15 protein-coding genes are annotated in these 22,655 nt (G+C 68.6%); 6 read left to right on the top strand and 9 right to left on the bottom strand.

What is annotated here, in order from left to right; genetic code table 11:
• Positions 1 to 198: 198 nt before the first annotated feature.
• Positions 199 to 2,049: a DNA mismatch repair endonuclease MutL gene (gene mutL / locus FRZ61_RS03570; protein WP_151115013.1), complete on the bottom strand. Its 1,851-nt coding sequence runs from the start codon at positions 2,047 to 2,049 to the stop codon at positions 199 to 201.
• A 675-nt stretch (positions 2,050 to 2,724) separates the two neighbouring features.
• Here mutL and FRZ61_RS03565 point away from each other — a divergent pair.
• The 4 genes from FRZ61_RS03565 to FRZ61_RS03550 all read left to right on the top strand — a co-directional run bounded on the left by FRZ61_RS03565 (position 2,725) and on the right by FRZ61_RS03550 (position 8,204).
• Entirely contained in the window at positions 2,725 to 4,122 is a 1,398-nt protein-coding gene (locus FRZ61_RS03565) for a type III PLP-dependent enzyme (protein WP_151115012.1), read from the top strand.
• Between the two features lie 252 nt (positions 4,123 to 4,374).
• Positions 4,375 to 5,523 carry an IS4 family transposase gene (locus FRZ61_RS03560; RefSeq protein WP_151115011.1) on the top strand — a complete coding sequence of 383 codons (1,149 nt, stop codon included), beginning with the start codon at positions 4,375 to 4,377 and terminating at the stop codon, positions 5,521 to 5,523.
• 307 nt (positions 5,524 to 5,830) lie between these two features.
• Positions 5,831 to 7,258, top strand: a complete 1,428-nt coding sequence (locus tag FRZ61_RS03555; protein ID WP_407657939.1) for a circularly permuted type 2 ATP-grasp protein — start codon at positions 5,831 to 5,833, stop codon at positions 7,256 to 7,258.
• On the top strand, positions 7,251 to 8,204 hold the full coding sequence (locus FRZ61_RS03550; protein ID WP_151115009.1) for an alpha-E domain-containing protein: 954 nt from the start codon (positions 7,251 to 7,253) through the stop codon (positions 8,202 to 8,204). Before FRZ61_RS03555 ends, FRZ61_RS03550 begins: the two co-directional genes overlap by 8 nt.
• Positions 8,205 to 8,316: 112 nt before the next feature.
• Here FRZ61_RS03550 and FRZ61_RS03545 read toward each other — a convergent pair whose 3' ends face one another.
• Positions 8,317 to 9,222: a transglutaminase family protein gene (locus tag FRZ61_RS03545; RefSeq protein WP_151115008.1), complete on the bottom strand. Its 906-nt coding sequence runs from the start codon at positions 9,220 to 9,222 to the stop codon at positions 8,317 to 8,319.
• Between the two features lie 305 nt (positions 9,223 to 9,527).
• Between FRZ61_RS03545 and FRZ61_RS03540 the strand changes: the two genes are divergently transcribed.
• On the top strand, positions 9,528 to 10,295 hold the full coding sequence (locus FRZ61_RS03540; RefSeq protein ID WP_151115007.1) for a methyltransferase domain-containing protein: 768 nt from the start codon (positions 9,528 to 9,530) through the stop codon (positions 10,293 to 10,295).
• A gap of 19 nt (positions 10,296 to 10,314) precedes the next feature.
• Here the strand turns inward: FRZ61_RS03540 and FRZ61_RS03535 are convergent, their stop codons facing one another.
• The 7 genes from FRZ61_RS03535 to FRZ61_RS03505 all read right to left on the bottom strand — a co-directional run bounded on the left by FRZ61_RS03535 (position 10,315) and on the right by FRZ61_RS03505 (position 19,108).
• On the bottom strand, positions 10,315 to 11,595 hold the full coding sequence (locus tag FRZ61_RS03535) for a M16 family metallopeptidase (protein WP_225309092.1): 1,281 nt from the start codon (positions 11,593 to 11,595) through the stop codon (positions 10,315 to 10,317).
• A gap of 248 nt (positions 11,596 to 11,843) precedes the next feature.
• Positions 11,844 to 13,274 (bottom strand): M16 family metallopeptidase, encoded by a 1,431-nt coding sequence (locus FRZ61_RS03530; RefSeq protein WP_151115006.1) that lies wholly within the window; start codon positions 13,272 to 13,274, stop codon positions 11,844 to 11,846.
• A gap of 101 nt (positions 13,275 to 13,375) precedes the next feature.
• Positions 13,376 to 13,957, bottom strand: a complete 582-nt coding sequence (locus FRZ61_RS03525; RefSeq protein WP_151115005.1) for a DUF3035 domain-containing protein — start codon at positions 13,955 to 13,957, stop codon at positions 13,376 to 13,378.
• Positions 13,958 to 13,989: 32 nt separating this feature from the next.
• Entirely contained in the window at positions 13,990 to 14,445 is a 456-nt protein-coding gene (gene lspA / locus FRZ61_RS03520; protein ID WP_225309091.1) for a signal peptidase II, read from the bottom strand.
• A gap of 16 nt (positions 14,446 to 14,461) precedes the next feature.
• On the bottom strand, positions 14,462 to 17,269 hold the full coding sequence (gene ileS, locus FRZ61_RS03515) for an isoleucine--tRNA ligase (protein ID WP_151120660.1): 2,808 nt from the start codon (positions 17,267 to 17,269) through the stop codon (positions 14,462 to 14,464).
• A gap of 139 nt (positions 17,270 to 17,408) precedes the next feature.
• Positions 17,409 to 18,476, bottom strand: a complete 1,068-nt coding sequence (locus FRZ61_RS03510; protein ID WP_151115003.1) for a bifunctional riboflavin kinase/FAD synthetase — start codon at positions 18,474 to 18,476, stop codon at positions 17,409 to 17,411.
• 188 nt (positions 18,477 to 18,664) lie between these two features.
• A complete protein-coding gene (locus FRZ61_RS03505; protein ID WP_151115002.1) occupies positions 18,665 to 19,108 on the bottom strand; it encodes a MaoC family dehydratase in 444 nt (147 codons plus the stop codon).
• 348 nt (positions 19,109 to 19,456) lie between these two features.
• On the opposite strand from FRZ61_RS03505, the gene FRZ61_RS03500 reads away from it, so the two are divergent.
• Complete coding sequence (locus FRZ61_RS03500; protein WP_151115001.1) at positions 19,457 to 22,447, top strand: PAS domain-containing hybrid sensor histidine kinase/response regulator; 2,991 nt, start codon at positions 19,457 to 19,459, stop codon at positions 22,445 to 22,447.
• The last annotated feature ends 208 nt before the right edge of the window (positions 22,448 to 22,655 follow it).

Below are 22,655 nucleotides of genomic sequence, written 5' to 3'. Positions count from 1 at the left end.
CCTTGAGGGGGAGGCTGGGGTGGGGGTGGCCGCAAGCTCGGTGCCAGTTGCGTTCGCGCGATCGAAGGGCTCTTGCAGCATCGCGTTCGATGATCACCCCCCACCCTAACCTCCCCCTCAAGGGGGGAGGGGATTAGGAGACGGGTGGAGAGGCGGTGACGAGACCGAGAACAAGCGCGCGCCCGCGCGCTTCCGTTTCTACCGCCGCCCGAACAGCCGCTCGATGTCGGCGAGCTTGAGCTCCACATAGGTGGGGCGGCCGTGGTTGCACTGGCCGGAATGGGGTGTCGCCTCCATCTGGCGCAGGAGCGCGTCCATCTCGGGCTGGGTCAGGCGGCGGCCGGCGCGCACGCTGCCATGGCAGGCCATGGTGCCGCAGACATGCTCAAGCCGCTCCTTGAGCGAGAGCGCCTCGCCCAGCGCCGCCAGCTCGTCGGCCAGATCCTGCACCAGCCCCTTCACGTCGGTCGGCCCCAGCATCGCCGGCACCTCGCGCACCACGACGGCGCCGGGCCCGAAGCCCTCGAGCACGAGGCCGAGCTCGGCCAGCTCGGGCGCGCGCTTGACCAGCCGCGCCACCGCGCTCTCTTCCAGCTCCACCACCTCGGGGATCAGGAGCCCCTGCCGTGCCACGCCGGTCTCGGCCAGCGCCTGCTTCATGCGCTCATAGACGAGGCGCTCGTGGGCCGCATGCTGGTCGACGATCACGATCCCGTCGGCCGTCTGCGCCACGATATAGGTCTCGTGGAGCTGGCCGCGGGCGACGCCCAGCGGATAGCGCTGCGCGTCGGGCGACGTCGTCTCGGAGGCGGCGTCCGCGCGGGCCGACGGCCGGTCGAAACCCTCGAGCGGCGCGAAGGCCTGCACCGCCGCCTCGGCCAGGCGATGCGGCACGGTGCCGCCGCACCAATTGCCATAGTTCCCCTGGAAGAAGCCCGAAGGCCGCCCGGCACCGGCGAGCGCGGGCTCGCCGCCCCATCCCGTCTCCGGGCGGAAGGCGCCCAGCGCCGCGCCGGCGACCGTGGTGGCAGCGCGATGGCCCGCCTCGGCCAGCGCATGGCGGATGGCGCCGACGATGAGGCCGCGCACCAGCCCCGAATCGCGGAACCGCACCTCGGCCTTGGCGGGATGGACGTTCACGTCCACCGCCTCGGGCGGCAGGTCGAGGAAGAGCGCCACCAGCGGATGGCGGTCGCGGGCGAGGAAATCCTGATAGGCGCCGCGCACCGCGCCTTGCAGCAGCCGGTCGCGCACCGGCCGGCCATTGACGAAGAGGAACTGCTGGTCGGCGGTGGCGCGGTTGAGCGTCGGCAGGCCGACATGCCCGGTGAGCCGGATGCCCTCACGCTCGGCGGCAAGCGCCAGGGCGTTCTCCTGGAAGTCGCGGCCCATGATGGCACCGAGCCGGGCGAGCCGCGCCGCCTCGGGCCCGCCGACCAGATCGCCGCCGGGTGCCGGGTAGCGGAACAGCACCCGCGTCTCGTCGCGCAGCGTGAAGGCCACCTCGGGATGGGCCATGGCGAGGCGCTTCACCACCTCCTCGGCATGGCCGAGCTCGGTGCGCGGCGCCTTGAGGAACTTGAGGCGGGCCGGGGTGGCGAAGAAGAGGTCGCGCACCTCGACGCGCGTGCCCTGGGCCAAGGCCGCCGGCTGGGGCCGGCCCTTGGCGCCCGCCTCGAGCGCGAGGCTCCAGGCGCTGTCGGCCCCGCGCTTGCGGCTGGCGAGCGTGAGCCGGCTGACGGCGCCGATCGAGGGCAGCGCCTCGCCGCGGAAGCCCAGGGTTGCGATATGGACCAGGTCGTCGTCGGGGAGCTTCGAGGTGGCGTGGCGCTCGACCGCGAGCTCGAGCTCCCCGGGCGTCATGCCGGCGCCGTCATCCTCGACCAGGATCAGGCTCCGGCCGCCCTCGCGCAGCATCACCTCGATCCGCGTGGCGCCGGCATCGAGCGCGTTCTCGACCAGCTCCTTCACGGCCGAGGCCGGCCGCTCCACCACCTCGCCGGCGGCGATGCGGTTGACCAGGTCGGGGGGCAGGAGGCGAATCGTCATGGGCGCCAGGGTAGCAGAAGCGCCCGGGGGTGTCCCGGCGGGGCGCCGGACGGCGGCGGAGCCTCTTCTTCCTCCCCCTCATCTCGGAGGGGGAGGGTTGCGCGGGCTTAGGCGAGACGAAGTCGAGCCTTAGCCGAAGCTGGGAGAGGGTGTGCCGGCAAGAAGAGGCCACCTCTCCCAGCTTCGGCCAGGTCTCCGCTCTCGCTCCGACCAAGCCTTCGCATCCCTCTCCCCCGCTGACGCGGGCGGAGAGGGGGAAAGGAGCGCGGGCGGAGAGGAGCGAGCCGCGCTCGCCACCTGTCATATTCGAAACAAATCCGCGGCCGCGCGAGAAATGCTTGTGGCATCGGCAACGGATGCGACGGCCTTCGCGGCAAATTTGCGGCGACGGGCGCCGCAATCGCGCCAACATCACTAACAAGAGATAAAGATTCCATGTGGTGAAGCGGCGCCCGGCATAAGGAGGGCGTGGAGAGCGACACCTGCGCGCCACAGTCGCGGAGGTTTTTTCTCCTCGCTGCGTTTTTCTCTTGCGATGCGTCAAGAGATTTCTATATGTGTGCGTCAGACGCCTAACGCACGAGCCACTGGCCCACTGCAGGTTACGCAACCGGCGGATCGCGTCCTTCTGGTAACCCCCCGTTTAGAAGAACGGGTTTCCGAGAGGGAACGACGATGCTCCTTGCTCCTCAGGGCGGCCGTACCGCCCGTCTCCGCTCCAGCCTTCGCAACTCGACCGCGCTCCGCAACACCGAAGCGCCGCAGAAGCTGCCGACCCCGGCCAACGAGCCGTCGGTCGCCGACATCCTGCGCGCGGAAGCCGCCTGCGCCGATATCGGCCAGGCGGGCCTGATCCCGACCGGTGCCGCGGCGCCCAAGCGCCAGCGACGACGCGCCCGCGCCGATCTCGCCGTCGTGCCGCCGGAGCCCTCCGACCGCGGCATCGTCACGCCCCGCATCGCCGAGTTCCTGGACCGCGTCCAGCCGGCGACCCCCTGCCTGGTGGTCGATCTCGAGGTGGTGGAGGGCAATTACCGCGCCCTTGCCGCCGCCCTCGATCCCGCTTCGCTCTTCTATGCCGTGAAGGCCAACCCGGCGCCGGAGATCCTGCGCCTGCTCGCCCGCAACAACGGCCATTTCGACGTGGCCAGCCGCGGCGAGATCGACCAGTGCCTGGAGGTCGGCATCCGCGCCGACCGGCTCTCCTTCGGCAACCCGATCAAGAAGCAGTCCGATATCGCCTATGCCTTTGGCCGCGGCGTGCGTCTCTTCGCCTTCGATTCGGAAGGCGAGCTGGAGAAGCTGGCCGTGGCCGCGCCTGGCGCGACCGTGTTCTGCCGCCTTCTGGTGGACGGAGCCGGCGCCGAGTGGCCGCTCTCGCGGAAGTTCGGCTGTTCCTTCGCGATGGCGAAGGCGCTGCTCCTGCGGGCGCGGGCGCTCGGGCTCGATGCCGCCGGCGTCTCCTTCCATATCGGATCGCAGCAATGCGACCTCTCCCAGTGGGACAAGGTGCTGAGCCAGATCGCCGGGCTCTATGGCGAGCTGGCGGCGGCGGGCCTCAAGCCCACGCTGCTCAACCTGGGCGGCGGTTTCCCGGCGCGCTACCAGAAGGAAGTGCCCTCGATCGGCGAATATGGCCGCGCGGTGATCGCCGCCGTGCACCGTCACTTCCCGGAGATGCCGCGCCTCATCGCCGAGCCCGGCCGCGGGCTGGTCGGCGAGGCGGGCGTGATCGAATCCGAGGTGGTGCTGGTCTCGGTCAAGGACGCGGCCGACCCGCAGCGCTGGGTCTATCTCGATATCGGCAAATTCTCCGGTCTCGCCGAGACCATGGAGGAGGCGATCAAATACCGCCTCAAGACGCCCCATGACGGCGGCCCGACCGGGCCGGTGATCCTGGCGGGTCCGTCCTGCGATTCCGCCGACATCCTCTATGAGAAGGCGAATTACGAGCTGCCGCTGGCGCTCAAGCCCGGCGACAAGATCCGGATCCTCGCCTGCGGCGCCTACACCACGACCTACTCCTCGGTCGGCTTCAACGGCTTCGCGCCGCTCAAGGCCTACTGCATCTAGTCAGGACGCGCGTTCCCGACGCGGCCACCAGGGCCGGCCCGGCGATCCCGGGCCGGCCCTTTGGTTTTGCGATCCGGCCTCTGCGCTCGGCTCCGATCGTCTCTCCCTCCCCCTCGATCTCGATATTCCTGTCATGCCCGGGCTCGACCCACGGCTGTCCGGTTGAGTTTTAGTGGACTGGGCGCACGGCGTTGATTCTACTCGGTCCTGGACATCGCCAAATGTTCCGGGACATGAGAAAGGACCAACGCCGTGCCGCACGAGAATAGCGTATTTCATTCGCTTCTTAAGCTGATTAACTGGGACGAGTTTGCGCGCCTGGTCGAGCGGCACGGCAGCGACGCACGGGTTCGCCAGTTGACGAGCAAGAGCCAGTTCATGGCGCTGCTCTACGGCCAACTCTCGGGTGCGAGTAGCCTGCGTGAGATCGTGACGGGACTGGAGAGCCACGAGAGACGGCTCTATCACCTGGGTGGGGACAAGGTCCGTCGTTCGACCCTGGCCGACGCCAACGCGCTGCGGCCCAGCGCCTTGTTCACCGATCTGCTGGCCGCCCTGATGATGCAGGCCCATCGCGGGCTGCGCCGCCAGCTTGCCGAGGTCACCTACCTGATCGATTCGAGCGGCCTGCCGCTCAACAGCCTGAGCCGGGACTGGGCCCGCTTCAGCGCCGGCGTGTGTGGAGCCAAGCTGCATGTGATCTACGATCCCGATGCCGACCGGCCGATCTACGCCGCCGTCACCCCGGCTCGGGTCAACGACATCACCGCCGCCCAGGCCATGCCGATCGAGCCCGGCGCCACCTATGTCTTCGATCTCGGCTATTACGACTACGCCTGGTGGGCCGCGATGGACGCCGCCGGCTGCCGGATCGTCACCCGCTTCAAATCCAACACGCCGCTGGCTGTCGTTGCCCGGAACCCGCTGCCGGCAGACAGCACCATCCTTTCCGACCGCGTCGGCTATCTGCCCGCCCGGCAGGCGGCCAGCCAGCACAACCCGTTCCAGGACCCGGTGCGCGAGGTCCGGGTCAAGACCGAGGCCGGCAAGGTCTTGCGCATCCTCTGCAACGATCTCGACGCATCCGCCCAGGAGATCGCCGATCTCTACAAGCGCCGCTGGGCCATCGAGCTGTTCTTCCGATGGGTCAAGCAGACCCTGAAAATCCGCCACTTTCTCGGTACCTGCGAGAATGCCGTGCGCATTCAGATCGCCGTCGCGCTCATCGCCTTCCTGCTGTTGCGGCTGGCTCAGAAGGCCATCGAGAGCCCGCTCGGCACCTTGGCCTTCGCTCGCCTCGTGCGGGCCAACCTCATGCACCGCCGGCGCATCGACCGTCTGCTCGAGCCGGAGCCCATACCCCGGATCGAGCCGGGCCAAATGGTCCTCCCGTGGACATGAAACCCGAACCGGACAGCCGTGGGCTCGACCCGGGCATCCAGGGCCGCAAGAGCGAGCTGTCGCCCTGGATCGCCGGGTCAAGCCCGGCGATGACAGCAGGAAGGCTGGAGCGAGCCGCTCTTTCTCCATCCCAAAAACCTCTTCCCCGCCCGCCGCCTTCGCCGCCATGATGGGAGCGGGAGACTTCTCAGGGGCGACGAAACCCACCGTGAAGAAGACCAGCAAGAAACGGGCGGCCCCCAAGGCAGGGGCTGCGGGCCGCGGGCTTCGCTCGCGATTCGCGAAGCCTGCCGGCGAAGCCGGGGGGCTGCTGTCGGGCTACGACACCGGCGGCTATTGGTGCGAGCTGCAGGGCCACAGCCACCATGCGCTGCCGGCCTGCATCGAGCTCGAGCGCCGGCTCGACGGCTTCTCGATCGCCGAGCTCAAGAAGCGCTCGAACGCGGCGACCCGCGAGTTCATGACGCTGGGCGTTACCTTCACCGTCTATTCCAACCGCGACCAGATCGACCGGATCCTGCCCTTCGACGTGATCCCGCGGGTGATCCCGGGCGTCGAATGGGAGCGGCTCGAGGCGGGCGTGATCCAGCGCGTCGCCGCCATGAACGCCTTCCTCGGCGACATCTACGGCAAGCAGCGGGCGCTCAAGGACGGCATCATCCCGGCCGAGCTGGTGCTGGGCAACGCCAACTACCGCAAGGAGATGCAGGACCTGCCGGTGCCGCACGGCACCTATATCCATGTCTGCGGCACCGACATCGTGCGCGGCAAGGACGGCAAGTTCCGTGTGCTCGAGGACAATGGCCGCACGCCGTCCGGCGTCTCCTACGTGGTCGAGAACCGCCATCTGATGCAGCGGGCCTTCCCCGACCTGGTGCATGACCTGCCGATCCGGCCCGTCTCCAACTACGGCCAGAAGCTGGCCGAGGCCTTGAGCCAGATCGCGCCGGCGGGCGTCGACGACCCGCAGATCGTGCTGCTCTCGCCCGGCGCCTACAACTCGGCCTATTTCGAGCATATCTTCCTCGCCCGCGAGATGGGCGTGCCGCTGGTCGAGGGCCGCGACCTCACCGTCGAGAAGGACCGGGTCTTCATGAAGACCGTGGGCGGGCTGGCGCCGGTCCATGTCATCTATCGCCGGCTCAACGACGATTTCCTCGACCCCGAGGTGTTCCGGCCGGATTCGATGCTGGGCGTGGCCGGCCTGATGCGCGCCTATCGCAAGGGCAACGTGGCGCTGGCCAACGCGGTCGGCACCGGGGTCGCCGACGACAAGGCGGTCTATGCCTATATCCCGCGGCTCATCCGCTATTACCTGAGCGAGGAGCCGATCATCGACAATGTCGAGACCCATATCTGCCGCGAGCCGGAGGGGCTGAAATTCACGCTCGACCGGATGGAGAGCCTGGTGGTGAAGCCGGTCGGGGAATCGGGCGGCTATGGCGTGGTGATCGGGCCGCGCGTCAGCAAGCGGGAGCTGGCCGAGGCGCGGGAGCTGCTCACGGCCAACCCCGCCAACTATATCAGCCAGCCCATGATCGAGCTCTCGGTCTCCCCCACCCTCTGCGGCCGGGCGATCGAGCCGCGCCACGTGGACCTGCGGCCCTTCACGGTCACCGGCAAGTCGAGCTGGGTGCTGCCGGGGGGCCTGACCCGCGTGGCGCTGCGCAAGGGCTCGCTCATCGTCAATTCCTCGCAGGGCGGCGGTTCGAAGGACACCTGGATCCTTGGCTAAGCTCCTCGCCCGCTTCGCCGACTGCGTCTTCTGGATGGCGCGCTATACCGAGCGCGCCAACTCGCTGGCCCGCGTGCTCGACGTCAACCAGGCCTACAGCCAGGACGCCCATGGCGTCCGCAACTGGCAATCGATCCTGACCTTCTATGCCGACGAAGCCGCCTTCGCCGAGCTCTACAAGCAGGTGAGCGCCGAGGCGGTGATCGCCTTCTACGCGACCGACCCGCGCAACCCCTCCTCGATCCGCTCCTGCTTGCGCCAGGCGCGCGAGAACGCGCGGACCATCCGGCCGCTGATCTCGACCGAGATGTGGTCGCAGCTCAACGCGCTCCACCGCAAGATCAAGCCGCTCAAGACGAGCTCGGTCACCTCGAAGAACCTCTCGAGCTTCGCGACGACGATCAAGGAAGGCTGCGAGACCCATGTCGGGATCACGCTCGAGACCTTCTATCGCGACGAGGCCTGGCATTTCTATCTGCTGGGCCAGCAGCTCGAGCGCGCCGACCAGACCACGCGGCTGCTCGACGTGAAGTTCGCGCAGCTCCAGGCGGGGGCGGCCGAGATGGGCTCGGCCACCGACGTCTCGCAATGGAACGCGCTCTTGCGCGCCGCCGCAGGCTTCCAGGCCTATCGCCGGCGCCATCCGGTGACGGCGATGTCGCCCCAGAGCGTGGCGCATTTCCTGCTGCTCAACCCGCTCTTCCCGCGCTCGCTGCTTTCCTCGGTGAACCAGGCGAGCGAGGCCCTGAACGCGCTGCGGCGCGACAGCGGCCTCGGCACGGGCCTGCGCGCGCAGAAGCATCTGCGCGCCTTCCAGTCGGCGCTGCTCGATCTCGACATCGACGAGGTCCTGGCGCGCGGCATGGGCGAGACGATGGACTGGATCCAGCGCGAGCTCAACCGGACCAGCGACCTGGTGGCGCAGGAGTTCTTCGGGCGGGCTTAGAGGGCATGTCCCCTCTCCCGCTTGCGGGAGAGGGCCAGGGAGAGGGCTGCACGCACCGAGCAGCCCCCTCCCTCGCCCTCCCCCGTTCCGGGGGAGGGGATTAAGCCCGGCGTCACGGATCGACCAGCAGCTCGATCCCGCCCTGGCCCAGCGCCCGCACCGTCACGTCGACATCCATGCCGAGCGCGTCCTCGGCCGCGCCGTTGTAGCTGCCGGCGAGCGGGATCGCCTGGGAAGGGTCGCGGGCCACGCCGACGCGGATGAGGTTGCGGCCGCCGACGATGCCGTTGGTCGGGTCGTATTCGATCCAGCCCGAGAGCGGCAGGAAGATCTGGAGCCAGGCATGGGTAGCCCCGGCGCCGCGGATGCCGGAGGCGAGCCCGTCCACGGCCGGGTCGTAGAGATAGCCGGTGACGAACCGCGCGGCGAAGCCCAGCGAACGCGCCGCCTCCATCATCAGGAGCGCGAAGTCGCGGCAGGTCCCCGATCCCAGCGCCAGCGTCTCCGCCGGCGACTGGGTGCCGCGCTCATAGCGGGCGCGGTAGCGGAACTGCGCCTTGATCCTGCGCATCATGGCGTCGAGCAGCGCCGCGCTGTCGGGCGCTCCCGCCTCGAACTGGCGCGCCCAGGCCGCGACGTCGCCCTTGGGGTCCTCGTAGTGGCGCCGCTCGGTGCCGCCCAGATCGCGCCGGATCGCCTCGGGATAGGTGAAGGGATAGGTGGCGATCGTCTCGCCGCGCGGCGGCTCCTGGACCGAGCCGTCCTCGAACCGTTCCAGCACCAGCCGGCTTTCGACCACGAGCTCGGTCGCGGCCCCCATGATCTCGATCAGCGCGATCGAGTTGGAGAAGACGTCCTGCATCCAGCGGATGCGCCCCTCGGGCCGGACCTTGATCTCGATCCGGTGCAGGCGCAGGTCGTGGCTGTCGCGGGGGCGCAGCATCGCCCGGTGCTCGCCGAAGGTGACAGGCCGCCCATAATGGTAGCGGGTGCGGTGGACCACTTCGAACAGCGGCATGGATGGCGGCACCTCCGACGACTCCCGATTCCGGTGGCGGACGATAACATGCGCGTCGGACCTGCCAGAGGCCGAACGCGCCGAATTCGGAGGGCCCGGCAGGCGACCGGTCCTTGCAGCCCTCGTCCCGGGGACCGACCCGATCCATCGATCGGCTCCCTGACCCGGACGGTCGGTGGGGCTCCCGGACCCGGCTCTGATATGGTGGCTCCGCGTGGGGCCGACGGCGTCCCCGCGGGACCGCCCGGCGATGTCGAGCGCACCCGGAGCCGGGCGCATATCGCCGCCAGAACGGGAGGCCAGCCGTGCACGACACCGCCTACCAGTACGGACGGCTCTTCTTCCAGCTCTATTGGGATCCGGCGTTCCACGAGATCGTCGAGCTGGGCAGCATGAACATCAACGGCACGCTGCGCGACCACAGGCCGGCGGGCGCCCGATATCTCGGGCTCGACCTCGCCCCCGGGCGCGATGTCGATCTCGTGGTCCCGCCGGATGCGCCGCTGCCGCTGCCGCTGCCGGATGGCAGCACCGACGTGGTGGTCACCAGCTCCGCGTTCGAGCACGACATCTGTTTCTGGGAGACATTCGTGGAGCTGGTCCGGATTCTGCGGCCGGGCGGCTTCCTCTACCTGAACGTGCCCAGCAACGGGCCCTTCCATCGCTGTCCGCTCGATTGCTGGCGCCTCTATCCCGATGCCAGCATCGCGCTCACCCGCTGGGCGGCGCGGCGCGGCCAGCCCGTGGAAATCGCCGAATCCTTCGTCGGCGAACCGCAGGGCCATGGCTGGGCCGATTTCGTCGCGGTCTTCCACAAGCCCGGCCCGCATCCGCTACGCCGGCGCGGCCGCATTGCCGATCACTCGCCGACGGTGAACCTCCATGACGGCGGCGAGGGGGAGCCGGAGCGGCTGCAAAAGATGCAGCAGAAGAGCTTCGAATATCTGAGGCTCGAAACCGCCAATGCACGACTGGCGCAGAGCGAAGCGGCGTTGCGCGATATCCGGGCCAGCCGCTCATGGCGTGTCACGGCTCCCCTGCGCCGGCTGACGACGCTGCTGCGGAGCCACTGAGCGCCGAGCCGTCGCCGGCTCAAGGCGTTTCGGACATCCCCGCCGGCTTTCCGACCACGACCCAGGTCAGGACCGCCGGATCGAGCAGGCGCTTGGCGACCCGCTTTACATCCTCCAGCGTCACCTTCTGGAACAGCTCGGTGCGGCGCTGCGGATAGTCGATCCCCAGATCGTCGAGCTGGAGCGAGACCAGGTTGCCGGCGATGGCGAGGCTGTTGGTGAAGTGGAGCGCATAGGAACCCAGGATATAGTCGCGCGCATCGTCGAGCTCGGCCTGGGTCGGTCCGTTCTTGCCGAGCTCCCCCCAGGCCTGGCGGATCACCTCGATCGATTCCTTGGCGCGCTCGTTCTTGGTCGCGGTCTGGGCCACGAGCAGGGCCGCGTGGTCGTAGGTCGCGAGGCTGGCGCCGATCGAGTAGGCGAGCCCGCGGTCCTCGCGCACCTGCTTGGTGAGGCGCGAGCCGAACCCGCCGCCCAGCACCTCCACCAGGATCGAGGCCGCATAGAAGTCGGGATCGCTGCGCTTGACGCCGGGACCGCCCAGCAGGATCACGCTCTGCGGCACCGGCTTCTCGATCACGATCGTCTTGCCGGCGCCCTGCATCGCCGCATCCGGCACCGGCACCGCCGTGCCCTTGGCCGGCAGGCCGGCGAAGGTCTTGTCGAGAAGCGGCCCCAGCTCGCCCGGCGCGATATCGCCGACCACACCCACCAGGAGCCGGTCCTTCGCGAAGTTGGCGGCGACGAAGCCCTTGAGATCGGCCTGGTCGATGCGGGCAAGGCTCTCGGGGCTGCCCATCGGATCGCGGCCATAGCCATGATCGGGGAACACGGTCTGCCACCAGGTCCGCTCGGCGATCTCGCCGGGATCCTCGGCATCGCCGGCGATGATGGTGGCGATCTGGCCCTTGACGCGCTCGACCGGCTCCGCGTCGAAATGCGGCTGGGTCAGCGACAGATGCAGCAGGTCGAAGGCCTCGTCGCGGTGGGCGGTCAAGGTCCGCATCGAGCCGCGGAACTCGTCCATGCCGGCATCGAACCGCAGGTCGATCGAGAGATCCGAGATCTTGCGCTGGAAGGCCTGCGAATCGTAGGGGCCGGCGCCCTCGTCGAGCAGGCCCGAGACCAGCTCCGCGAGCCCGCCCTTGTCGGCGGGGTCGGCGGCGCTGCCGCCGCGGAAGGCCAGGTTGATGGCGATGAGCGGCATCGAGTGATCCTCGACCAGCCAGGCCTCGATCCCGCCGGGGCTGACGACGCGCTTGATCTCCATCGCGGCCGAGGCCGGCGCGGGGGCGAACAACAGGCACAGCGCTGTCAGCAGCAGGGCAGCCCCGACATATCCGAGCCCCCTCCCCTTGAGGGAGGGGGTAGGGGTTGCCGGCCGCAATCGATTCGGAGAAGGAATCGCGTGATATCGGCGAAGGAGGGTTTGCGCGATTCCTTTCCAGAACGCGCGTGCGTCCCCCCTCCCCCTACCCCCTCCCGCAAGGGGAGGGGGCGCGATTTCATTCGCGCGTTCGGCTCTGCCGCCCACCGTCATCGCGCCCCTCATGGCGTCACTCCCGTGTCGAGCGGGACCGCGGGGCCTGCGGCGGGCACCGAGGCACCCGCGGCCGGCAGCAACAGGCCGGTCGCGGACTGGTTGATGTCGAATACCGCCTTGGCGGCCGCGTCCACCTGCTCGCGGGTGACGGCGCCGATGCGGTCGGGCCAGCTCTCGACATCGTCGACGGTGAGGCCGATGGCGAGCGCCGAGCCCAGCGTGTTGGCGGGGCCCATCAGGCTGTCGCGCGCCTTGACCGCATCGTCGATCATCGAGGCCTTGGCCCGCTGGACCTCCTCGTCGGTCACCCCCTTGGCCAGGAGATCGGCGATCTCCTTGTCGATGGCGGCTTCGATCGCATCGAGCTTGCCGCCGGGATTGGGCGTCGCCGCGAAGCTGAAGCTGCCGAGATCGACCCGGTTGCCGTCATAGCGGGCCCAGACGCCGGCGGCGAGCTTCTGCTCGACCGTGAGATGGCGATAGAGCCGGCTGGTGCTGTCGCCGCCCAGGATCTGGGCGAGGACCGCCAGCGCATAGGCCTTCTCCTTGTCCGGCCCCGGATAGCAGGGCGCCTGGTAGATGCGGATCCAGTTGGGCTGCTGCACGGCGGCACTCTCGAGCGTCACGCGGCGCGGCGCGAACTGCTGCGGCTCGGTCGGGCGCACCCGCTGCGGCACGTCGCGGCGCGCCACGGGCCCGTAATATTTCTCCACCAGCGGCTTGGCTTCCGCCGCCGAGATGTCGCCCGACAGCACCAGGATCGCGTTGTTGGGCGCGTACCAATGGTCGTAGAAGGCCTGCACATCGTCGGCGTCGAGCGTGTGCATCTCCTGCTCCCAGCCGATGACGGGCACGCGATAGGGATGGTTGAGATAGAGCACCGCGTTCAGCATCTCGGAGAGCTGCGCGCCCGGATCGTTGTCGATGCGCTGGCGGCGCTCCTCGATGATCACGTCGCGCTCGGTATCGACGGTCTTCTTGTCGAGCACCAGATTGGCCATGCGGTCGGCCTCGAGCTCCATCACCTGCGGCAGCGCCTCGATCGCGATCGACTGGTGATAGGCGGTGAAGTCGGCGGTGGTGAAGGCGTTCTCGTTGCCGCCGAGCCGCTGCACGATGGCCGAGAACTCGCCGGGCCCGTGTTCCTTGGTGCCGCGGAACATCAGATGCTCGAGGAAATGGGCGAGCCCGCTCTTGCCGGGGGTGAGGTCGGTGCCGCCGACCTTGTAGAACACCATCTGGGTCACGACCGGGGCGCGCCGGCTGGTGATCACCACGACCTGGAGGCCGTTCTCGAGGGTGAAGGTCTCGGGGCTGAAGACCTTGGCCTCACCCGGGCGCGCGCTCCCGATCAGGAGACCGGCCAGCAGCAACAGGCCGATCAGGGCGCGGCGCAGGCAGCGGCGCGGAGCCTCATGGCCGGAACGGTTCGACATGAAGCGCCTCGCTCAGGCCATCCCTGGCCATCAAGAGAAACGGAAACGTAGATCGGCGCCGCGGCGCAGGCGCCGCGTCCGAACCGCCAAGATCCGGCGCCTTAGAAGATTCCTTCGAGCAACGCCTTCTTCCGGCGCTCGATGGTCGGCGTCTCGCCGGTCGTGGGCGGCAGCCCCAGCGCCGCGTTCTCCTGCAGGCGCTGCTGCTCCTTGGCCGGATCGACCACGGTGCCGGGCACGCCAGGCTCGCGCCAGAAGATCAGCCGATCGATCAGGGACTGGTCCTGCTCGATCAGGGCCGCGGTCTCGACATCGATGGTCTGGCGGATCGAAGGATCGATGCCCGTGGCGCCCGCGCTCTGCAGGAACGCCTTCTCGCCGGTCGAGCTCGTATCCTGCGGCTCGCCCAGGGCGGCGCCGAGGCTGCCGCCGAAGGCATAGTCGCCGAACACGGCCGAGGCCGCCTGGTCGCGCGGCGTGCCCTCCTGGGGGCGCGGCGCGCCGGGTGCGGGGGGACGCAGGTTGTAGTCCGGCGGCAGGCTGAGCGGCGCGCGGGCATAGACCTGGAATTCGTCCGGGGCCTGCTTGTTGTAACCGGCGATCTCGCGCACCGAATCGCAAGCCCCCAAGCTGGCCAGCAGGAGCAATGCGCCGCAGGCGCGAAGGGCCTTTGTCTTCGTCATGAACCCATCACCGCCCGGTCCCGGGCGGTCCCTCATTTTGCCGGCCGAACTTTGCCAAACAAGCCGTCGATGAGCAACAGGCCCACGCCGACCGTAATGACGCTGTCCGCCAGGTTAAATGCAGGCCATCCCCATCCCGCATAGTGAAAATACAGGAAATCCACAACCGCGCCAAAGCGCAATCGGTCGACCACGTTGCCCAGGGCACCGCCGATGACCAGCCCCAGCCCCAGGGCGGGCAGGAGCGTCTTGACCCGGGAAAGCCAGAATCCCAGCGCTGCCGCCACCAGGACGGCGAATCCGGACAAGAGATAGGGCGCGTGGGCGCCGTCGCTGGAGAACATGCTGAAGCTGACGCCCCGGTTCCAGGCCAGCACCAGGTCGAAGATGGGCAGGACCGTGATGGCGACCGGCGGATCCATCACCTGGGTGAGGATGACCCATTTGGATAATTGATCGAGAATCAGGACCAGGACCGCGGCCGCCACCCCCCAACGCCACATGTCAGGCGGCCGTCCCGCCCGACACCGCGTCGGCGCAGCGACCGCAGAGGGTGGGATGATGCGGGTCGACGCCGCGGTCGGGCACCTGGCGCCAGCAGCGGTCGCATTTCTCGCCCCCGGCCAGCCCGACCGTGACCCCGACATCGGGGACGTCGGGCAGGGTGAAGGCGCCGGCGGGCGCCGGACCCTCGACCAGCGTGGCCTCGGAGGTGATGCTGATCTCCGCCAGATCGAGCCCGTCGCAGAGCCGTTTCAGCTCGGGCGTCAGATAGACCGTCGGATGGGCCTGGAGGCTGGAGCCGATGCGCTTCTCCGCGCGCTCGATCTCGAGGGCGCCGGTGACGACGCGCCTGAGGTCGCGCAGCTTCGCCCAGCGCCCGGCCAGGGCCTCGTCGCGCCAGCCGGCCGGGACCGCCGGGAAGAGCCGCAGATGCACGCTCTCCTCGTCGGGGCTCGCGGCCCCGTCCTTCCAGGAACGGTGCTGCCAGGCCTCCTCGGCCGTGAAGCAGAGCACCGGCGCCAGCCAGGCGCTGAGGCAGGAGAACAGCTCCTGCAGCACCGTGCGCACGGCGCGCCGGCGCGGGGAGGTCGGCGCGTCGCAATAGAGCGCATCCTTGCGGATGTCGAAATAGAAGGCGCTGAGATCGACCGCGCAGAAGTTGTGCAGCTCCATGTAGATGTTATGGAGGTCGAAATTGTCGGCGGCCTCGCGCACCTGCCGGTCGAGCTCGGCCAGGCGATGCAGGATCCAGCGCTCGAGCTCCGGCATCCGGGCCGGCGCCACGCGCTCCGTTTCGCTCCAGCCGTCGAGCGCGCCCAAAAGATAGCGGAAGGTGTTGCGCAGGCGGCGGTAGTGGTCGGCGACGAACTTGAGCGCCTCGTTGCCGATGCGCTGATCCTCGGAATAGTCGCAGCCGATCGCGACCCAGAGCCTGAGGATGTCGGCGCCGTACTGCTTCATCACCTCCTGGGGGGCCAGCACGTTGCCCAGCGACTTCGACATCTTGCGGCCCTGCTCGTCGAGCGTGAAGCCGTGGGTGATGACGGTCTTGTAGGGCGCCCGCCCCCGCGTGCCGCAGCTCTCCAGCAGCGAGGAATGGAACCAGCCGCGATGCTGGTCCGAGCCCTCGAGATAGACGTCGGCCGGCCAGCTCAGGTCCCAATGGCCGGATTCGAGCACGAAGGCGTGGGTCGAGCCGGAATCGAACCAGACATCGACGATGTCGGTGATCTGCTCGAAATGATCGGGATTGTGGTCGTTGCCCAGGAAGCGCGAAGGCGGGCTCGCGAACCAGGCGTCCGCGCCCTCCTTCTCGAAGGCCTCGGCGACGCGGTCCACCACCTTCTGGTCGCGCAGCGGCTCGCCCGTGCGCTTGTCGACGAAGATCGCGATCGGCACGCCCCAGGCGCGCTGGCGCGAGATGCACCAGTCGGGCCGGCTCTCGATCATCGAATAGATGCGGTTGCGGCCCTGCGGCGGCACGAAGCGGGTGTCGTCGATGGCGGCGAGCGACTTGCGGCGCAGCTCGTTGCGCTCCATCGAGATGAACCATTGCGGCGTGTTGCGGAAGATGAGCGGGGCCCGCGAGCGCCAGCTGTGCGGATAGGAGTGGGTCAGCTTGTCCTTGGCGAGGAGATGGCCCGCCTCGGTCAAGGCCGCCATCACCGCGGGATCGGCATCGCCCTTCTTGCCGTCGGGCCGCAGCACGCACTTGCCGGCGAAGAGCGGCACATGCGGGTAGTAGCCGCCATCCTCGCCCACCGTCTGCGGCACCTCGATACCGTACGCCATGCCCAGCTCGTAGTCGTCGGCGCCGTGGCCGGGCGCGATATGGACGAAGCCCGTGCCCTGCTCGGTGGTGACGAATCCGCCCGGCAGCAGCGGCACCTCGAACTCGTAGCCATGCCCCGCCAGCGGATGGCGCGCGACCGTGCCGGCGAGCGCCTCGCCCTTGCCCGACCAGAGGATCTTCGCCTCGGTGATGCGCGCGGCCTTCTCGAACTCGGCGCGCAGGGCTTCCGCCACGAGCAGCCTGTCGCCCGGCTTGGCGACGGCGCCCTCGGCCACCGCCACCACCTCGATCAGCACATAGTCGATCTCGTTGCCATAGGCCATCGCGCGGTTGGCCGGGATGGTCCAGGGCGTGGTGGTCCAGATCACCGCGCCGGCGCCCTTCAGCTCGGGCAGGCTCGAGCGCAGGATCGGGAAGCGCAGATAGATCGTGTTCGAGACATGGTCGTGATACTCGACCTCGGCCTCGGCCAGCGCGGTCTTCTCGACCACCGACCACATCACCGGCTTCGAGCCGCGGAAGAGCCCGCCATTCATCAGGAACTTGCCGATCTCGCGCACGATCTGCGCCTCGGCGAAATAGGCCATGGTGGTGTAGGGGTGGGCCCAGTCGCCCACCACGCCCAGGCGCTTGAACTCCTCGCGCTGCACCCCGATCCAGTGCTCGGCGAACTCGCGGCATTCGCGCCGGAACTCGACGATCGGCACCGCGTCCTTGTCCTTGCCCGCCGCGCGGTATTTCTCCTCGATCTTCCATTCGATCGGCAGGCCGTGGCAGTCCCAGCCGGGGACGTAGTTGGCATCCTTGCCCAGCATCTGCTGGGTGCGATTGATGGTGTCCTTGAGGATCTTGTTGAGGGCGTGGCCGATATGGATGTTGCCGTTGGCGTAGGGCGGGCCGTCATGCAGCAGGAAGCGCGGCCGGCCGCGCGATGCCTCGCGCTGGCGCCGGAACAGGTCCAGCTCCTGCCAGCGCTTCAGCGTCTCCGGCTCGCGGGTCGGCAGGTTGGCGCGCATCGCGAATTCGGTGCGCGGCAGAAACACGGTGTCTTTGTAGTCCAACGGTCCCTCGCGTGATCGTCGTTTCTGGCGGTCCGGGGTTCCCCTCGGGGGAGGCCACGCCCCCTTGAGGACCACCCGGCCCTTTTACGTCAGTTCAATGGTTGCTGGAAATCTTCGGCCTGATCTTGGGCCGCAAGGCACGGTCATAGACATCGCCCGGGGACGCCTCGTTCTCCGGCGCCTTGAGCGCCGGCCGCGGCGAGGCGCCGGGATCGGGCCCGGCATAGGCGGCCAGGATCTCGCGCGCCCGCGCGCTGTCCTGGGCGATCTGGGCCTTGAGCGCGTCGAGGCCCGCGAATTTCATCTCGGGCCGCAGGAAATCGATGAAGGCGACGCGCAGATGCCGGCCATAGAGATCGAGCGCGACGTCGAAAAGATGAACCTCGAGCTGCACGCGGGTGCCGCCCACGGTGGGCCGGCGGCCGAGATTGGCGACGCCATCGACCCAGCGGGTGGCGGCACCCATATCGATGCCGGCCTTGACCGCATAGACGCCCAGCCTCGGTTCGAGATAATCGCCGATCGCGATATTGGCGGTGGGAAAGCCCAGCTGCCGGCCGCGCCGATCGCCATGCTCGACGCGGCCTTCGATCTCCCAGGGACGGCCGAGCAGCGCGGTGGCGCTCATCGGGCGGCCCGCCTGCAGATGCTCGCGGATCTTGGTGGAGGAATAGACCTCGCCCTGGTCGCTCGCCGCGGCCGCGACCGAGGTCACGCCCAGCCCGTGCAGCTTGCCCAGATCGGCCAGCAGCGCCGCATTGCCGCGCCGCTCGCGGCCGAAGACGAAGTCGTAGCCCACCACCACATGCTGCGCCGCCAGCCCTTCGACCAGCACCTCGATCACGAAGGCCTCGGCGCTCATCTGCGCCAGGCGCGGCCCGAAGGGCAGCACGAAGAGATCGTCGACCCCCATGGCCTCGAGCTGGCGCACCTTGATGCGCAGCGGCGTCAGGCGAAAGGAGGGCTGGCCGGGCTTGAAGAACTCGCGCGGATGGGGCTCGAAGGTCAGCACCGCCGCGCCGGTGCCAAGCTCGCGGGCCTTCGCCTGGGCCGTGCCGATCACCGCCTGGTGGCCGCGATGGACACCGTCGAAATTGCCCAGCGCGACGACGGCGTTGCGCGCTTCGACGGGAATCTCGGTGTGGTGGCGGAACAGTCGCATCGGATCGGGGCTCTGGGCGGGCGGCAATGTTCCCGGCAGGGCCGGTCGCCTCCCCAAAGGGGGACGCGGGGGCGAAGATAGCGCGTCAATCCCAGGCTGGATAGGCCGAAGGGCGTCGCGCGAGCCGCGGCGAAATGGCCAAAATTCACCGTTTCCGCAGGGCCTTAGCCGACCTTAGCCGGCGGCGGTCACTCGGCCGCCTGGGCCTGGCGGCGCGGCACCAGGAGCTGGGCCTCGCCATCGATGACGACGGTCTCGCCCACCTTGCAGACGGTCGCCACGGTCACCCGGCCGCGCGCCTGGTCGATCGCCGAGACGGTCACGGTGGCCCGGACCGTGTCGCCGATGCGCACCGGCGCCTTAAATTTCAGGCTCTGGCTGATATAGATGCAACCGGGTCCCGGCAGCTTGTTGCCCAGCACGGCCGAGATGAAGCTCGCCGTCAGCATGCCGTGGGCGATGCGGCCCTTGAAGGGCGTGCCGGTCGCGTAATCCTGGTCCAGATGGACCGGATTCACGTCGCCCGAAACGCCGGCAAACAGGACGATATCGGCGTCCGTCACGGTCTTGGCATAGGTCGCGGACTGTCCGACCGACAAATCCTCGAGGAAATGCCCGCTCACTCCATTCATCGACCCACACCCTCTGCTGGCGCGATGCCTCGGTCGGACCTGGCGCCCGCCGGCCATTCGCTTTGTTGCGCCGCAATATATCTGAGGCTTAAAGCCCCATCAAGCAAGCCACATGCCGCAGTTTGCATGGCAACAACCAGAAAAAACTTAATAACCATGTAAATATTATGGGATTTAGGCGGCAGGGGGCGAAACTGGCCTGCGGCGGCCTTATCCAGGCTGCTAACGCGGTCTTAAGGCGGCCTTTCTAGAAAGGGATTGGCTGCCGCTCCGGTTCCCTCCGGGAGGGCCCCGGGGCCGCGGCCCCGATTCCGTCTCGACCGGACCCGCCTGGGAACGCCTCCAAGGATGCTCGCAGAAGCGACAGCGACCGAACTGACCGCGGCGATCGAATCCCTCGGTGTCGCGACATTCGTCGTCGAGGCACAGCCTGACGGCCATTTCCGCTATATCGCCGCCAACAGGCTCGAGCTCGAGATCTGCGGCGCGCGCTACGGCCATATCGTCGGCCGGCGCCCCGAAGAGCTGTTCGCGCCGGAAGAGGCCCAGCGCTTCATCGCCGAATATCGCGAATGCCTGAAGAGCCGGCACGCCATCGAGCGCGATCTGGCCGGTCTGGTGGCCGACGACATGATCACGCGCACCACGCTGACGCCGCTGCTCGCGGCCGACGGCAGCGCGCGGCGCGTGATGGGCATGCACCGGATGGTGACCGTCGCCGCTCCCCTCGAGCGCATCGACCTCAATGCCAGCGCCTCGCGCGTCAGCGCCGAGGACCAGATGGAGCTGGCGATGCGCTTCCTGCCCGACACGACGGTGACCTACGTCAACGACCGCTACTGCCGCTATTTCGGCAAGCCGCGCGAGGCCCTGATCGGCAAGCGTTTCATCGACTACATCGCGCAGGACCAGCGCGCCCACGTGCTGCGCGAGATCGGCGTCGTGACGCCGGCGCGGCCTCTGGCCGAATACATGCTGCGCAGCGTCTTCAGGGACGGCCGGGTGGGCTGGCAGCTCTGGCGCGACCGCGGCATCTTCAACGATGCGGGCCAGCTGCTCGAGTTCAGAAGCGTCGGCGTCGACGTCACGCGGGTGAAGGAGCTCGAGGACGAGCTGCGCAAGAGCGAGGAGCGCTTCTCGCTCGCCGTGCAGGGCTCGAACGACGGCATCTGGGACTGGAACTTCGTCACCGGCGAGATCTGGTTTTCGCCGCGCTGGAAGGAGATGCTGGGCTACGGGCCCGACGAGCTGCCCGACAATCTCGAGACCTGGCATTCTGTGCTGCATCCGGGCGACGCGCAGGTCGCTCTCAAGCTGGTGGCCGACTACAATGCCGGCCGCACCGAGCGCTTCCTCGCCACGCTGCGCCACCGCCACAAGGACGGCTCCACCCGCTACATCCTGTCGCGCGCGATCAACAAGCGCGACGCGACCGGCCGGGTCACGCGCATCGTCGGCGCCAACACCGACATCACCGAGATCAAGCAGCGCGAGCAGGAGCTGACCGACCTGCAGAAGCTCCTGAGCCGCGGCGCGCAGCTGGCCAAGCTCGGCTACTGGGCCTGGGACGAGGCCGACGACCGCTGCCTCTATTGCACCGACGAGGTGGCGCGCCTGCACGGGCTGACGGTCGAGGAATATTACAACGTCGTCGGCACCAACGTGAACGTCGCCCAGCGCGTCCATCCCGAAGACCGGCAGCGCTATGTCGACGTCATCAACAGCAGCCGCGCGGCCTGCCGGCCCTACGACATGGAGTTCCGCCTCTACCGGCGCGACGGCGAGCTGGTCTATGCGCGCGAGGTCGGCGAGTTCATCCCGGACGAGAACGGGCGCGCCGTGCGCTCGGTCGGCATCACCCAGGACGTCACCGCCTTCCGCCTGCAGCAGGAAGCGATGCGCGCCGAGGAGGCGCGGCTGCAGGACTATGTGATCGAGCTCGAGCAGGCCAAGAGCCGGCTCGAATCCCAGGGCAAGGAGCTGGCGAGCCTGGCCGAGGACCTGGCGCTGGCCAAGACCAAGGCGGAAGCGGCGAGCCGCAGCAAGTCCGAGTTCCTCGCCATGATGAGCCACGAGATCCGCACGCCGATGAACGGGCTCATCGGCATGACCGGCCTCCTGCTCGACACCGATCTCACCGACGAGCAGAGCCACTACGCGCAGACCGTGCGCGAATCGGCCGAGGCGCTGCTCAGCATCATCAACGACATCCTCGACTTCTCGAAGCTCGAGGCCGGCCGCATGCGCATCGATCCGGTGGATTTCGAGCTCGATCGCGTGATCGACAGCGTGGTCACCCTGCTCTCGCCGCGCGCCGCCGCCAAGGGCATCGCCCTCAAGGCGCAGCCTTCGCCCAAGGAGGCGCAGTGGCTCCGGGGCGATGCCGGCCGCCTGCGCCAGATCTTCTTCAACCTGGTCGGCAACGCCGTGAAGTTCACCGAGAAGGGCTCGGTCACGATCGCCACCCGGCTGCAGCGCCTGGACGGCGGCGATGTCGAGCTCTATGCGGAAGTGATCGACACCGGCATCGGCATCCCGGACGCGGCGCAGGCCAATCTCTTCACCCGCTTCACCCAGGCCGACAGCTCGACCTCGCGCAAATATGGCGGCACCGGCCTCGGGCTCGCCATCTGCAAGCAGCTCGTCGATCTGATGGGCGGCGAGATCGGGCTCGACAGCGGTTCCGACAAGGGCAGCCGCTTCTGGTTCACGGTGCGCTGCCAGACCGCCAAGCCGCAGCGCTCCGCCGACGGGCTGGGTCTCGCCGACCTGCAGCGGCCGCGCCGCGGCCTGCGCATCCTGGTCGCCGAGGACAACCAGGTGAACCAGCTGCTGGTGAGCGCGCTGCTGCGCCGTCTGGGCTGCCAGGTCGATCTGGTCTGCAACGGTCTCGAGGCGATCTCGGCGGTGCAGCGCATCCCCTATGACCTGATCCTGATGGATGTGCAGATGCCGGAGATGGACGGCATCGCCGCCTCGCAGGCGATCCGCCGGCTTCCGGGCGACGTGCGCCGCATCCCCATCATCGCGCTCACCGCCAACGCGATGGCGGGCCAGCGCGAGGAATATATCGAAGCCGGCATGGACGACTATGTCTCCAAGCCGATCGACATGGCCCAGCTCATGGGCGCGATGACGCGGCTCTGCGGCGGCGAGGAAAGCGGCGAGGCCGCGCCGGACGGCGAGACGCCCGCCGACGCCACACCGCCCGCGGCATCGCCGGCCGCGGCATCGCCAGCCGCCGTTGACGCCGGCGCCGCGGACACGGGCAGCGAGGAACTCTCGGCCCTGATCGACGAGATCGACCAGCAGAAGTCCGCCCAGGCCAAGAGCGCCTGATCTCCGCTCACCTTCTCCATTCTTCTCCGGCTTCGGCGTCGCGCGGCCGCGCGGCCGCGCGGCCGCGCGACGCGCCCTTAACCATCCGTTCGCAATTAAGGGATCCTTCAACCTCTTGCCGGAGGATGATCGCCGCGCGAGCGCCCGCTCCCGGTTGCGTCGAATTCCATGGAAGCGTCGCCGGCGAGAACGCCGGACGGCTGCCGCG

It is taken from the genome of Hypericibacter adhaerens (assembly GCF_008728835.1).
GTDB classification, from domain to species: domain Bacteria; phylum Pseudomonadota; class Alphaproteobacteria; order Dongiales; family Dongiaceae; genus Hypericibacter; species Hypericibacter adhaerens.
The sequence above is the reverse complement of the archived record's forward strand: the minus strand, read 5'-3'. Positions and strand labels throughout refer to the sequence as shown.

What these genes read in the sequence shown, in the direction of transcription:
- FRZ61_RS03510 (WP_151115003.1), bottom strand. Translation starts at nt 18,476, where the DNA reads ATGCGACTGTTCCGCCACCACACCGAGATTCCCGTCGAAGCGCGCAAC.
- FRZ61_RS03530 (WP_151115006.1), bottom strand. Translation starts at nt 13,274, where the DNA reads ATGTCGAACCGTTCCGGCCATGAGGCTCCGCGCCGCTGCCTGCGCCGC.
- FRZ61_RS03525 (WP_151115005.1), bottom strand. Translation starts at nt 13,957, where the DNA reads ATGACGAAGACAAAGGCCCTTCGCGCCTGCGGCGCATTGCTCCTGCTG.
- FRZ61_RS03565 (WP_151115012.1), top strand. Translation starts at nt 2,725, where the DNA reads ATGCTCCTTGCTCCTCAGGGCGGCCGTACCGCCCGTCTCCGCTCCAGC.
- FRZ61_RS03505 (WP_151115002.1), bottom strand. Translation starts at nt 19,108, where the DNA reads ATGAATGGAGTGAGCGGGCATTTCCTCGAGGATTTGTCGGTCGGACAG.
- FRZ61_RS03545 (WP_151115008.1), bottom strand. Translation starts at nt 9,222, where the DNA reads ATGCCGCTGTTCGAAGTGGTCCACCGCACCCGCTACCATTATGGGCGG.
- FRZ61_RS03500 (WP_151115001.1), top strand. Translation starts at nt 19,457, where the DNA reads ATGCTCGCAGAAGCGACAGCGACCGAACTGACCGCGGCGATCGAATCC.
- mutL (WP_151115013.1), bottom strand. Translation starts at nt 2,049, where the DNA reads ATGACGATTCGCCTCCTGCCCCCCGACCTGGTCAACCGCATCGCCGCC.
- ileS (WP_151120660.1), bottom strand. Translation starts at nt 17,269, where the DNA reads ATGCGCGCCAACCTGCCGACCCGCGAGCCGGAGACGCTGAAGCGCTGG.